The sequence below is a fragment of the Escherichia sp. F1 genome (assembly GCF_046764225.1).
Classification (GTDB): domain Bacteria; phylum Pseudomonadota; class Gammaproteobacteria; order Enterobacterales; family Enterobacteriaceae; genus Escherichia; species Escherichia coli.
On record NZ_CP177202.1, the window covers coordinates 1169259 to 1182043 of the forward strand.

Below are 12785 nucleotides of genomic sequence, written 5' to 3' on the forward strand. Positions count from 1 at the left end.
CTGGCTATGACTAATCAATTAGTGAAAAATTTTTATTTAAACTGTTTTTGTAGATAAAATATTCCGTAACGGCGCGTTTTTTGTACATTGTGGATTTTTACATGCCGATATGGTTTATTTTTAATTAAATCAATTGGATATGTGTTTACCTTTATTTTCACTCATGAAGGTTTGGGGGGGAGGTAACGCTATAAGCGTAGAGAATTCGGTGTATGTAGTGATCGGGTCATTTTCAGCATTTTTTATGCCAGATAATGTACATTGACAGCAGAAAACACCAGTGATGGGTGTTTATTTTTATTCGTATATACTGCATTTTTATTCACTTTGGTTTTGTCAGGCTTGCGGAATTAGCGAGCAGAGAGCGCCGCTCTGCTCACAAATAACCTAAATTACTCATCAAAATGGCTAATATATAATCTTGAAATTATTCTGAGAGTTTCAGAAAATAACAGCTGAAATAATCTCGCGCAGGACTGTAAATAGATTAAATTTTGTGGAAATATAATAAGTGATCGCTTACACTACGCGACGAAATACTTTTTTGTTTTGGCGTTAAAAGGTTTTCTTTATTATGTCCGTAATGTTACAAAGTTTAAATAACATTCGCACTCTCCGTGCGATGGCTCGCGAATTCTCCATTGACGTTCTTGAAGAAATGCTCGAAAAATTCAGGGTTGTCACTAAAGAAAGACGTGAAGAAGAAGAACAGCAGCAGCGTGAACTGGCAGAGCGCCAGGAAAAAATTAGCACCTGGCTGGAGTTGATGAAAGCTGACGGAATTAACCCGGAAGAGTTATTGGGTAATAGCTCTGCTGCTGCACCACGCGCTGGTAAAAAACGCCAGCCGCGTCCGGCGAAATATAAATTCACCGATGTTAACGGTGAAACTAAAACCTGGACCGGTCAGGGTCGTACACCGAAGCCAATCGCTCAGGCGCTGGCAGAAGGTAAATCTCTCGACGATTTCCTGATCTAATTACTGAGGCCGGATGCCGCCGCTATGGCGCGTCCGGCGTCGCTTCTCAAGCTCGTTGGTTCCACGGCATCTTACCTAACAACCTTGCCATCCCACAAAAACCGCTAATTCCTGCAAACAGTAACCCGGCACCAACAAAGCCGCTTAATAAGAAGAAACCGCTATTTACGGTATAACCTAGTATAACTCCGATTAATATTAAACCACCCGCAGCGATCTGCACCTGGCGCATTAACGGCAAGGGTTGAGATTTATTTACCGCTACTGGTAATCCTGCTTTTTTCCAGCCATCAATCCCATCTTCGAGTAAAAAGATTTCTGCGGGGGCGGCAATCGCTGCTAATTTATCGGCGTTATTACTGGTGCGTTTACCTGCCTGGCAGTGGAATATAATTTGCTCGTGACGTAATTTAGCCGGAAGACCTGACTGTTCCAGCACGGATAATGGAGCCAGATCTGCTTCAGGAATATGCTCACGAAGATATTCATCAGCGTCACGAATATCGATTAACTTTGCGCCGCGTGCGATTAATTCTTGTGCATCATGCGGCGAAATGGTTGTCAAAGCCATAGTGACTCCTTACGGACAATAGACATTTTTCAGGGTGGCGATAATGGCATTTACCGCCTCATTTTTAATGGAATATAGAATGCGTTGGGCATCCCGTTGGCTGTCGATAAGCCCTTCGTCCCGCATACGAGCGAGATGCTGTGATGTTGCAGAGGCACTTAGTCCGGTAATGCGCGTCAGCTCTCCCGCACTGGTGCCGGGGGAACCGCTAAGCATGCACAGAATCAGCAACCGTTTAGGGTGGCTCATTGCTTTCAATAAGGCCGCTGCCTGTTCGGCACTGGCCTGTAATTGCGCGAGTTCAGTCATATTTATTTAAGTATTTTCTAAATTAAGTAAACTCTAAACTAAAAATGCAACATATACCAGCCTCAGCAGCGTAAATGAGAGTAAAAGCGTAAGCTGAAACTGGCAGGCTCCGCTAAAATTACTACGCTTAAGAGATAAAATCTCTTTTTAAACAATGAGTAATTTTCTTATAGGGAGTACATATGGGTTTCTGGAGAATCGTCATCACCATCATTCTGCCGCCGCTCGGCGTGCTGCTCGGTAAAGGGTTCGGTTGGGCGTTCATTATTAATATTCTGCTGACACTGCTTGGGTATATCCCCGGTTTGATTCACGCTTTCTGGGTGCAAACCCGCGATTAAACCTGTCCTCACCCCCGCGGCGTTAACGCGCCGCGTTCCTCTGCTACACTTTCTGAGTGTTTCCGTTAACGAATGAGGTAGCTATGGGTCTGTTCAATTTTGTGAAAGATGCCGGAGAAAAACTCTGGGACGCGGTTACAGGTCAGCACGATAAAGACGATCAGGCGAAGAAGGTGCAGGAGCATCTGAACAAAACCGGTATACCGGATGCCGATAAAGTGAACATTCAAATTGCCGACGGCAAAGCGACGGTCACTGGTGACGGCTTAAGTCAGGAGGCAAAGGAGAAAATCCTTGTTGCGGTGGGAAATATTTCCGGTATTGCCAGTGTCGATGATCAGGTGAAAACGGCGACACCAGCCACTGCCAGCCAGTTTTATACCGTTAAGTCTGGCGACACTCTGAGTGCCATTTCCAAACAGGTCTACGGTAACGCTAATCTGTACAATAAAATCTTCGAAGCGAATAAACCGATGCTAAAAAGCCCGGATAAAATTTACCCGGGGCAAGTGTTGCGTATTCCTGAAGAGTAGTTAATTGCCAGCCATCGCCTGCTGGATAATGGGAATTGGCGTCAGTAAATGCTGGCGCATTAACTCACTGGCGCGCGCGGTATCTCGCGCCAGTACCGCCGCAGTCAGGGTCTGGTGCTGATCGCGTTTATCTTCCAGCATTTCCACCGAAAGCACTGTTCGCCGCAGCCAGATAAATCGATAGCGCGCCGCCAGATCAAACAACCGTTCACGCATTTGCAGCAAATAGTGAGAACCACAGCCCGCCACAATTGCAGTATGAAACGCCTGATGACGCAGATCCCACTCATCAAGCATTTTCTCACTGGCGTCACAGGCCTCCAGCTTACTCAGCAGATGCGCTTTTGCGAGAACGTCTGCCTCCCATTCATCGCCACCGCGGGCAATCGCCAGACTGACCAGCATCGCTTCCATATTGGCGCGGGCGTCGAAAATATCGAGCAGCTCCTGCTCTGACATAGACGCCACCCGATACCCTTTTTGATTCACCACCGTGACCAGTCGTTCTGCTACCAGTTGCGAAAGCGCTTCCCGCAACGGCCCAACGCCAAGTGCGTAACGCGATGTCAGCAAACTCATCCGTAATTTTTCATCCGGTTGAAAATTACCGCGAATAATATCGTTCTTCAGCCAGCGATAGCCATCCAGAGACGTAATGGTCATGGTGTGACTCCTGATCATTATTAGCGCGTATTATGAACGGGTGTTTTTTGCCACAATACCAGTTTTTTCCAGCGAGCCATAATTGGCACGGTACAGATAATCCCTATCGCTAATAAGCCGGTGGAGATTACTTCTAACTGTTGCGCCGGGCGGAATAGCATCACTACCAACACAAAGGTAATAAAGCCGATTACCAGCCAGGTGAGCCACGGATAAAGCCACATCCGCAGGCGAATTTCGCTTCCTTCTGCTCGCAGAATTTTGCGCATCCGCAATTGTGAAACGGCAATGACTAAATAAACCAGCAGGGCGATAGCGCCGGAGCTATCGATCAGAAATTTAAACACTTTTGCAGGCGCGTAATAATTCACCACCACCGTTAAAAATGCCGCGCCGGTGGAGAGTAATACCGCCACATACGGGGTTTTACTGCGGTTGATTTTACCCATTACCGCGGGAGCATCACCGCGACGGCTTAAGGAGTAGAGCATCCTGGAAGCGGTATACAGCGCCGAGTTCAGACAGCTGGTTACGGAAAGTAATATCACGCAGTCCATGATTAATTTCGCATGGGGAATATTGAGCAACTCCAGAACCGAGCGATAAGATCCAACGGCTTTCAGCTCCGGCATATTCCACGGTATTAATGCCACGACGACAAAAATAGAGCATAAATAGAAGATAGAAATACGCCAGATAACCGAGTTGGTGGCGCGGACAATATGTTTTTCCGGCGTGTCAGATTCCGCGGCGGCAATAGTGACAATTTCTGCGCCCATAAACGAGAACATGGTGATCAACATCGCGCTTAATACCGCACCGAAGCCGTTGGGCATAAAGCCGCCGCTATCCCACAATCTTGAGATCCCGCTCACTTCGGCATAAGGGTAAAAACCGCTAATTGCGACTGCACCAAGGAAAATAAAGGCCAGGATAGCGATGACTTTGCACAGCGCCAGCCAGAACTCAAATTCGCCGTAGTTTTTAACGCTTAATAAATTACTGCCAGTCAAGGCGAGGGTAATGACCAGGGAAAATAACCAGATGGGAATGCCTGGAACCCACGAGTGCAGGATCATAGCGGCGATGTTGGCTTCCAGTGGGATAACCAGTACCCAAAACCACCAGTACAACCAGCCGATGGTATAGCCCGCCCAGCGGCCAATGGCTTTATCGGCATAGGTGGAAAACGAACCGGTATCGGGCGTGGCAACTGCCATTTCCGCCAACATTCGCATAATCATAACCACCAGTAATCCGGCGAACAGATAGGCCAGTAATACCGCCGGGCCCGCTTCGGCGATGGCGACGCTGGAACCGACAAACAGACTTGCGCCGATAACACCGGCAATAGACAACATGGTGACGTGGCGTGACTTCAGCCCGCCGCCTAACTCATGTGGTTGCGATGATTGCCCCATCCTGAATCCTCTCGAAAGTGTGTCACTTGGGAGAGCGCCCCGACATTTCCCGCGTCGGGTCACGCGTTTAATTGTTATTGATTCTTTTTACCGGAGAGCGGCTCCGCCTTACCCGGCCGACATAGATTTATTCCTGTTCACGTACAGATTGTCGGATGCAGCGTAAACGCTTTATCCGACCTGGATTCGCGTAGGCCGGACAAGACGCGCAGCGTCGCCTCCGGCATGGGTACGGATCTACTGCTTCGCCTCATCAAAACACTGGCTGATGATTTCCAGACCCTGACGGATCTGAGCGTCTTCAATGGTGAGCGGTACAAGGATGCGCAGCACGTTGTAATACGGGCCGCAGGAGAGAAGAATCAGGCCCTTATCGCGGGCGCGCGCCACGATCTCGGCGGTGAGTTTTGCGTCCGGATTGCTGTGATCGCCATCTTCAAACAGCTCGATGGCGATCATCGCTCCCAGCCCGCGTACGTCGCCGATCTCCGGGTGTTTTTCGGCTATCGCCAGCAATCCGTCTTTCAACTTCTGCCCCAGATCGTTGGCTTTTTGCAGCAGATTTTCCTGCTCAAACACCTTCAACACTTCCAGCGCAGCCACGCAGGCAATCGGGTTACCGGCATAGGTGCCGCCCAGACCGCCTGGAGCGACGGCATCCATCACTTCCGCGCGCCCGGTGACGCCCGCCAGCGGGAAGCCGCCCGCGATCGATTTCGCAAAGGTGGTAAGATCCGGCGCAACGCCCATCTGCTCCATCGCAAACAGCGTGCCGGTACGCCCCGCGCCGCTCTGCACTTCATCGGCAATCAGCATGATCCCGTGCTCGTCACACAGCGCGCGTAAACGCTGCATAAAGGCTGGCGTCGCGGCGTAGAAACCGCCTTCGCCCTGAACCGGCTCAATCACGATGGCGGCGATATCTTCCGGCGCAGCGTCATTTTTAAAAATTCGGTGAATGCTGGCGATAGCGTCATCTTCACTGATGCCGTGCAGCGGGCAAGGATAAAGCGCGCGATAAACGTGCCCAGGCATCAGTCCCATGCCCGCAGAGTACGGATTCACCTTGCCGGTCAGCGCCAGCGTGTAATGCGTGCGCCCGTGATACGCGCCGCTAAAGGCGATGGTCCCGCTGCGTTTGGTGGCGGCGCGGGCGATTTTCACCGCGTTCTCCACCGCTTCAGAACCGGTCGTTACCAGCAGCGTTTTTTTGGCGAAATCTCCCGGCACCTTCTGATTCATAATCTCGCACAGCTCCAGATACGGTTCGTAAGCCAGCACCTGGAAGCAGGTGTGCGACAGCTTTTTCAACTGCGCTTCCACCGCCGCAACCACTTTCGGATGCAGGTGCCCGGTATTGAGCACCGCAATGCCGCCCGCGAAATCAAGATACTCACGGCCTTCAACGTCCCACACCCGGCAGTTTTCCGCGCGGTCCGCGAAAATGGGGTGAATTTGCCCAACGCCACGGGGAATCGCCTGACTGCGGCGCTGCATTAACTCTTTATTGCTGCTCATTCGCGTTCTCCAGTTAAAGACCGATGCACATATATTTGATTTCTAAGTAATCTTCGATGCCATACTTCGAACCTTCACGACCCAGACCCGAGGCTTTAATGCCACCGAACGGGGCCACTTCATTGGAAATAATGCCAGTATTAATGCCGACGATGCCGTACTCCAGCGCCTCGCCCACGCGGAAGACGCGGCTTAAATCACGGGCGTAGAAATAGGCGGCAAGGCCAAACTCGGTGTCATTGGCCTGCGCAATCACATCGGCTTCATCTTTAAAGCGGAATAGCGGGGCAAGGGGGCCGAACGTCTCTTCTTTCGACACTTTGGCGTTGGCCGGAACGTCCACCAGAATGGTCGGCTGGAAGAAGTTGCCGCCGCGTTCATCCGCTTTACCGCCGCAAACCACACGCGCACCTTTCTCCAGCGCATCGGCAATATGCTCTTCCACTTTTGCTACCGCTTTTTCATCAATCAGCGGCCCGATGGTGACGCCATTCTCCAGCCCGTCGCCGATGTGCAGTTTGCTCACCGCCTGCTGTAATTTTTCGGCAAAGCGGTCATACACGCCGTCCTGCACGTATAAACGGTTGGCGCAGACGCAGGTTTGCCCGGCGTTGCGGAATTTCGAGGCCAGTGCGCCTTCCACGGCTTTGTCGAGGTCGGCATCGTCAAAGACGATAAACGGCGCGTTGCCGCCCAGCTCCAGCGACACTTTCTTGATGTCTTTCGCGCACTGTTCCATTAACTGGCGGCCAATTTCGGTCGAGCCGGTAAACGACAGCTTGCGCACCAGCGGATTGCTGGTCAGTTCGTTACCCACCGCGCCCGCCGAACCGGTGACCACGTTAAATACGCCAGCCGGAACGCCTGCGCGAATCGCCAGCTCCGCCAGCGCCAGCGCAGAGAACGGCGTCTGACTGGCGGGCTTCAGCACCATGGTGCAGCCTGCCGCCAGCGCCGGACCGGCTTTGCGGGTAATCATCGCCGCCGGGAAGTTCCACGGCGTGATAGCCGCGGTGACGCCAATCGGCTGCTTGATAACAATCAGGCGTTTATCGGCCTGATGACCAGGAATGGTGTCGCCATAAATGCGTTTGCCTTCTTCGGCAAACCACTCAATAAAGGAGGCGGCGTAGCTAATTTCGCCTTTCGCTTCAGCCAGCGGTTTGCCCTGTTCTAGGGTCATCAGGCGCGCTAAATCGTCCTGATGCTCCATCATCAAATTGAACCAGTTGCGCAGAATGGTGGCGCGTTCTTTGGCGGTGAGCGCACGCCAGGCGGGCAGGGCGCGGTTGGCGGCGTCGATAGCGGCGCGGGTTTCATAAGCGCCCATTTTGGGAACGCTACCCAGCTTGTCGCCGTTCGCCGGATTGGTAACGTCGATGACCTCGCCATTGTTGGCGTCCAGCCATTCCCCGTTAATCAACGCCTGCTGGCGGAATAAGTTACTGTCGTTAAGTTTCATTGTTACGTCCTGTTTTCAAAGGTTATTGATTAAATGCGGCGTGTAAGGCATCCACACTACGTGCCGCTCGCAGCGTGCGTCCGGGGTTACTCTGGCTTGCCAACAGCGTTTGTACCTTGCTGACAATATGCGCACCAATAGGAATTGCTGATGTCGCTGCCGGGGAGGGCGCATTGCAGGTGTGGATCGTGCGCGGGGTGGTGACAAACAGAAAATCGTCAATCAGCTTGCCGTCCGGCGATACCGCCTGTGCCCGCACACCGGCGGGCCAGGGCTGGAGATCGCTTAACGAAAGCCGGGGACAATACTTTTGCACCAGCCGCAGATAGCCGCTTTTGCACAGCGAGTTTTTCATCTCGCCCAATCCTGAGCGTAGATGGTTTTGCAGCACCCGGCGAATCCCCGACGAGCCTAAAATCTCCAGCGTGTCACTAAACGAGAAATCGCGCTTGCGATAGCCTTCGCGTTTAAAAGCCAGCACCGCGTTTGGCCCGACGGTCACGCTGCCATCGATCATGCGGGTGAGATGCACGCCCAAAAATGGCATCGCGGGGTCGGGAATGGGGTAAATCAGGTGGTTAACAATCTGGTTATGCTCCGGCGCAAGGCGGAAATACTCACCACGGAACGGGCAGATGATAAAGCCCGGTTCGAGGCCGAGCATTTTCACCAGCCGGTCAGCCATCAGCCCGGAACAGCTAATCAGCGTCGATGCTTCATATTCGCCGCCCTGACGGGTACGTATCACCACGCCTTTTTTATGCTCACTGAGGGCGCTGACTTCGGCGTTATAAATAATCTCGCCGCCTCTGGCCTGGAAAATTTTTGCCATTGCCGCCGTCACTTCGCGATAGCTGACGATGCCGCTGGACGGCACAAAAATACCGCCAAGCCCGGTGATATTCGGTTCGCGCTCGCGCAGTTCGTCGGCGTTTAGCCACTCGCGCTCGATACCATTCGCCGCCGTACGTTCCCACAACGCGCGCATCCGTTCCATTTCGAGTTCAGAGGTGGCGACCAGCATCTTTCCGCAGTTGTCATAGCGAATGCCGTTTTGATCGCAAAAGGCTTTGGTGGCGCGGTTTCCCGCCAGGCAAAACTGCGCCTTCAGGCTGCCGGGCGTGTAATAGACTCCGGCGTGGATCACGCCGCTGTTGTGGCCCGTCTGGTGACAGGCCGGGCCGGACTCTTTTTCCAGCAACGCAATGCGGGCATCCGGATAGACATCAATCAGTTGCATGGCGGTCGACATGCCGATGATGCCGCCGCCAATAATCACGAAATCATACATCCGCTCAATTCCTTTGCGCTTACTGATGCGTCTGGTAGTGGTTAGAGGCGTAAGCGAAATAGCCACGCTGACGCATCAGTTCACGGCGCAGATCCGGGTGCGGAGTAAAGCGGTCGCGACCGTGCAGCCAGAACAGGTTGTTAATCAACAGGAATTTGCCAACGGGAACGGGTACAGAAAGAATGCCTTTACTGGTTTCAATGGCGTCGGAAAGCTCGCTCAACCACACGCCTTCTTCGAAGTCTTTCGGTTGGACGAACTGGTCGATATAGCGCATCACCGGGCGACCCTGTTGATCAACGTCGAACACTGGATGGAAAACATCTTTGCTGACGTTTTTGCTCGGCGGCGCGGCAAAGCGCATCGGGCGACGCGCCAGTGGATGGCGGAAATAGTGGTCCAGATGTTCCCAGTCATCGAGATGCAGCAGCAACGAATTTCCACCCTGCATGTTCTGCTCGTCGATTTTCATCATCAGCACGTAGTCGGTGATCTCTTCCACGTAGGTGCCGTCGTTGTGCAACTCCATCACGCGGTGCGGCTGACGCAGATAGCTGTCTGAGTTATCGACATTTTTCACCACAAAACGCGCGTAATACTGACCGCTCATCGCGTCGAAATTGGAACGACCAATCAGATGCGCTACCGCCGTTGCCAGCTTCACCATCTCATCCGCTTGCTTCACGTCATCGACACCCACCGCATTGATCAACAGCGCACCCTCAGCGCGGTTTAGCAACGTTTTCAACAGCACCGGTTGCAGTTGATTTGCACACAGATCGTCGAGAATTTTGCCTACCCGAAAACGCAGAAACGATTTGTACTCCAGCGCCTGCACGGGCCATTCGGCAACCTGCTCGAGAAACTGTTTGGTCGTCTGTTCGGTGAAGGTGAGTTCCAGCAGACGCGGGGATTGCGCCGACGGGGTGAGAGTGAATCCGCTATAGTCCTGGCCTGAATCGACAGCGTTATTTTGTACGGCGGTCAGTGCATTCATCAGAAGCGATCCTCTTATGAGATGTAGGGTGACATGGCGATGCTCATTTCGTAGCCATAATCTAAAAATATCTACATTTCTGAAAAATGCGCACAAAAGCGACATATTGTTTTCTTATTGTGATCAAAAGCAACAAATTAGTAACATTTAATGTAGGGTATTAAGGCAAAGTGAGACAGGAAATGAATAACTAAAGCAACAGGTTAGGGAGAGCTACCATCAGAGAACAGATTATCTGGTCGATATAAAACAGTAAATGGCTTCACTGCAAAATGACCGTTAGTAAACTAAACATATTATCTGCCCCGTTTTAGCGGGGCAGATATAACATTAAATTACAAATAGAAATAGTTCGGCGGTTCTCCTGTTTTCCCTAAAAGAAGAGCGCTGCGCCCAGGAATATTGATATTTAGAGCTCCGCCTCTAAGCATAAATGCTTTACCAGGGGGGATAATTTTTCGGGTATTATTAATAATAATGTTAACGCTATTACTCCCCATGTTTTTATATATTCCTGGTTGCAATTTGTTAGGCCAGGTACCTTCAACTTCTTCGTTTCCTTTATTTATTATAACTAGTCCATCATGAGGAGAGTGATTAATGTTCACAGAATCCCCACGACTAAAGGCCAGAACATTTTTAGTTGCAAATACACCCTCAAATGCGCTCCATATTCCTTCTTTATCTATATATAATGCGTGGAATTCATTGTAGAGCTGCTGATAGGTAGAGCAACCTTTATTAAGCCACGCCTCACCGCCGACACGAGTGGACCCATCATCATTTTTAATCTCAGTCGTTGATTTTAATACCTGACCATCCCAGTAAACTAAAGGCCTGCTGAACGGGAGAGCGGCCATATATGCCATTGCTAATTGTTCATCTTGCTGATGGTTAAATAAAAAGTCATTGAAAAGATTACCATTGTTAGGAAAATCGTGGTTAATGTTAATCAATATCCGTCTTTCTGATGGGATGCTTGAGATTGTGGAGCCCGGTTTTGATGCAAGAGTTTGGAGATCGCCACCAAATGAAAAGGCTTTTATCGTCTTCATGAGCAATGAAAAATCAATGGCGCTTAAATCATCTCTTTCATAAAGCAGCGATGACATTTGTTGTTCATCTAACGGACAAGTTACCAGGTATTCCATGTAATTCATAACAGCTTTTTTTTGATATTTTGGATTAAATAAATTTGTATTGTGCAACCGCTCATTATAATTTTTAAGCGGTGGGGTTATCGACCTCTCTATTTGTTCATGTTTTGAGTGTTTTGCTGCATCATAACGTAAACCTCGTACGCCATATTTTCGCATTTCACGAACGTATTGATTTTGCAACATAATAACCTGGTCACTTTTGGGTGTTGTTTTAGGCATTCCATTTAAACGCTTTTCTTTTAATGCATGGAGGTTTTCCCATTCATCCTTAGAAATATTATCTTTACTTGCTTCGAAGTCTTTTGCAGTGAGATGTATATCTTCTGGATGGATTTGGTCACGTTCTTTTGTTAATGGATCTATAATAAAGGGAATCAAGACCTGACCTTGCCAATAGCCAGGGATACCACTTTCTATATCTTTACTGATCTTCGCTCGTATATCGGCAGAGGGATAATCCAGATCATTTTTACCACTACCCCCGATTCCCATAAAGTTAAATGTATAATCAGGGATGATATCGATACCAAATTTTTTGGCATCTTTAACCAATGCGATAAAATCCTGCAAATCTCCCATTGGATTATGGATAGTACAAAGATCTTCGGGTTGATAAGCGTGAAACCAGTAACCTTTTTCTTCTTCGGGAGTTTCTGGTCCGTCGGCGCGGAAAGTGGTTACGGGAGGGATTTGTATATACCCATAATGACAACGTGCAAACTCAGATATATTTTTCCTGATTTGCTGATAGGTGGCATTAAAAGCATGAAGAATCGCTTCGCCAGGTTTTTTGGGGGTGATGATTTCACATTGTGATTTCTGAACAGCAGTAAGAGATTTACGCTCAAGTGTTTGCCGTAGATGTTCTGGATTGATTAATATTTTAAATGTTTCTTGCTGGCCGGTAGGTGACGTTACGTTAATATTATATACATCAGCTGCCAGTTCATAGTCAGGAATGTTAATAGCATATGCAACATACTTATCTTTTGGGGACGGTTTGTCAGATATAATGTGAGTGAAATGTTCAGCTGGACCATACTGATGAACACCGCTGTTATCACCTCTTTCAACCATTGTATCTCGTTGATAAACCCATGTTTTTCCTTCTCCTATCCTGTCTGGCGCTGTAATGCTACGCTGTGCTGCTTTATTCAACTCTCGGTAAGTTGTATCTGGAAAAAGGGAAATTTTATAATCGTTTTTTAACAGATCATTAATAACTTTTTCTGCGTGAAAAGTTGATATAATTTCTCTGTGTTTTAAATCCTGAGGATAAACTCCACAAGAATTAATAATATTTGTTATACAGTTTAGATATTCTAATGTATTTAATTTGGAATTTAGATCCCCGTCAGTAATGTTCCATGATAACAATGTGGGGTTGCCGATAGGTAAATTTCTTGGTCCTGGTTTTATAGAAAACATAATAAAGTTCCTCTAATGGTAGAGTAATATGGTGTATACGGAAACATAAAAATGTTTAATTGTTGTGAAAGTAATTGCAAACAGATGTCCTACTTTTATCCAATATTTATAT

At 49.3% G+C, this 12785-nt stretch carries 12 protein-coding genes; 3 read left to right on the plus strand and 9 right to left on the minus strand.

Annotated features, from left to right (window positions below; all coding sequences use genetic code 11):
- Nucleotides 1-574: 574 nt before the first annotated feature.
- Nucleotides 575-979, plus strand: coding sequence for a DNA-binding protein StpA (gene stpA, locus ACK8NJ_RS05620; protein ID WP_000115383.1), 405 nt, complete (start codon nucleotides 575-577; stop codon nucleotides 977-979).
- A gap of 46 nt (nucleotides 980-1025) precedes the next feature.
- Here the strand turns inward: stpA and ygaP are convergent, their stop codons facing one another.
- Nucleotides 1026-1550 (minus strand): thiosulfate sulfurtransferase YgaP, encoded by a 525-nt coding sequence (ygaP, locus tag ACK8NJ_RS05625; RefSeq protein WP_001229441.1) that lies wholly within the window; start codon nucleotides 1548-1550, stop codon nucleotides 1026-1028.
- Nucleotides 1551-1559: 9 nt separating this feature from the next.
- Complete coding sequence (locus ACK8NJ_RS05630; protein WP_000137280.1) at nucleotides 1560-1859, minus strand: ArsR/SmtB family transcription factor; 300 nt, start codon at nucleotides 1857-1859, stop codon at nucleotides 1560-1562.
- 182 nt (nucleotides 1860-2041) lie between these two features.
- Here ACK8NJ_RS05630 and ACK8NJ_RS05635 point away from each other — a divergent pair, with 182 nt between their 5' ends.
- A complete protein-coding gene (locus ACK8NJ_RS05635; RefSeq protein WP_000508177.1) occupies nucleotides 2042-2200 on the plus strand; it encodes a YqaE/Pmp3 family membrane protein in 159 nt (52 codons plus the stop codon).
- 83 nt (nucleotides 2201-2283) lie between these two features.
- Complete coding sequence (gene kbp, locus ACK8NJ_RS05640) at nucleotides 2284-2733, plus strand: potassium binding protein Kbp (RefSeq protein ID WP_000522415.1); 450 nt, start codon at nucleotides 2284-2286, stop codon at nucleotides 2731-2733.
- Here the strand turns inward: kbp and csiR are convergent, their stop codons facing one another.
- The 7 genes from csiR to ACK8NJ_RS05675 all read right to left on the minus strand — a co-directional run bounded on the left by csiR (nucleotide 2734) and on the right by ACK8NJ_RS05675 (nucleotide 12673).
- Complete coding sequence (gene csiR, locus ACK8NJ_RS05645) at nucleotides 2734-3396, minus strand: DNA-binding transcriptional regulator CsiR (protein ID WP_000156814.1); 663 nt, start codon at nucleotides 3394-3396, stop codon at nucleotides 2734-2736. It lies immediately after the preceding gene.
- 20 nt (nucleotides 3397-3416) lie between these two features.
- On the minus strand, nucleotides 3417-4817 hold the full coding sequence (gene gabP / locus ACK8NJ_RS05650) for a GABA permease (RefSeq protein ID WP_042096244.1): 1401 nt from the start codon (nucleotides 4815-4817) through the stop codon (nucleotides 3417-3419).
- Nucleotides 4818-5054: 237 nt separating this feature from the next.
- Nucleotides 5055-6335, minus strand: coding sequence for a 4-aminobutyrate--2-oxoglutarate transaminase (gabT, locus tag ACK8NJ_RS05655; protein WP_411962218.1), 1281 nt, complete (start codon nucleotides 6333-6335; stop codon nucleotides 5055-5057).
- A 13-nt stretch (nucleotides 6336-6348) separates the two neighbouring features.
- The gene (gene gabD / locus ACK8NJ_RS05660; RefSeq protein WP_137487196.1) at nucleotides 6349-7797 is read right to left on the minus strand and encodes an NADP-dependent succinate-semialdehyde dehydrogenase; all 1449 of its coding nucleotides are present in this window, start codon (nucleotides 7795-7797) and stop codon (nucleotides 6349-6351) included.
- A gap of 22 nt (nucleotides 7798-7819) precedes the next feature.
- Nucleotides 7820-9088 (minus strand): L-2-hydroxyglutarate oxidase, encoded by a 1269-nt coding sequence (gene lhgO / locus ACK8NJ_RS05665; RefSeq protein WP_042004037.1) that lies wholly within the window; start codon nucleotides 9086-9088, stop codon nucleotides 7820-7822.
- A 19-nt stretch (nucleotides 9089-9107) separates the two neighbouring features.
- Entirely contained in the window at nucleotides 9108-10085 is a 978-nt protein-coding gene (gene glaH, locus ACK8NJ_RS05670; RefSeq protein ID WP_042004038.1) for a glutarate dioxygenase GlaH, read from the minus strand.
- A 335-nt stretch (nucleotides 10086-10420) separates the two neighbouring features.
- Entirely contained in the window at nucleotides 10421-12673 is a 2253-nt protein-coding gene (locus tag ACK8NJ_RS05675) for an alpha-amylase family glycosyl hydrolase (protein WP_411962219.1), read from the minus strand.
- Nucleotides 12674-12785: the final 112 nt, after the last annotated feature.

Bases quoted from the DNA above. Each gene is read 5' to 3' on its own strand.
- csiR (WP_000156814.1), bottom strand. From the start codon at position 3,396: ATGACCATTACGTCTCTGGATGGCTATCGCTGGCTGAAGAACGATATT.
- stpA (WP_000115383.1), top strand. From the start codon at position 575: ATGTCCGTAATGTTACAAAGTTTAAATAACATTCGCACTCTCCGTGCG.
- ygaP (WP_001229441.1), bottom strand. From the start codon at position 1,550: ATGGCTTTGACAACCATTTCGCCGCATGATGCACAAGAATTAATCGCA.
- gabD (WP_137487196.1), bottom strand. From the start codon at position 7,797: ATGAAACTTAACGACAGTAACTTATTCCGCCAGCAGGCGTTGATTAAC.
- ACK8NJ_RS05630 (WP_000137280.1), bottom strand. From the start codon at position 1,859: ATGACTGAACTCGCGCAATTACAGGCCAGTGCCGAACAGGCAGCGGCC.
- lhgO (WP_042004037.1), bottom strand. From the start codon at position 9,088: ATGTATGATTTCGTGATTATTGGCGGCGGCATCATCGGCATGTCGACC.
- kbp (WP_000522415.1), top strand. From the start codon at position 2,284: ATGGGTCTGTTCAATTTTGTGAAAGATGCCGGAGAAAAACTCTGGGAC.
- gabP (WP_042096244.1), bottom strand. From the start codon at position 4,817: ATGGGGCAATCATCGCAACCACATGAGTTAGGCGGCGGGCTGAAGTCA.
- ACK8NJ_RS05675 (WP_411962219.1), bottom strand. From the start codon at position 12,673: ATGTTTTCTATAAAACCAGGACCAAGAAATTTACCTATCGGCAACCCC.
- glaH (WP_042004038.1), bottom strand. From the start codon at position 10,085: ATGAATGCACTGACCGCCGTACAAAATAACGCTGTCGATTCAGGCCAG.
- gabT (WP_411962218.1), bottom strand. From the start codon at position 6,335: ATGAGCAGCAATAAAGAGTTAATGCAGCGCCGCAGTCAGGCGATTCCC.
- ACK8NJ_RS05635 (WP_000508177.1), top strand. From the start codon at position 2,042: ATGGGTTTCTGGAGAATCGTCATCACCATCATTCTGCCGCCGCTCGGC.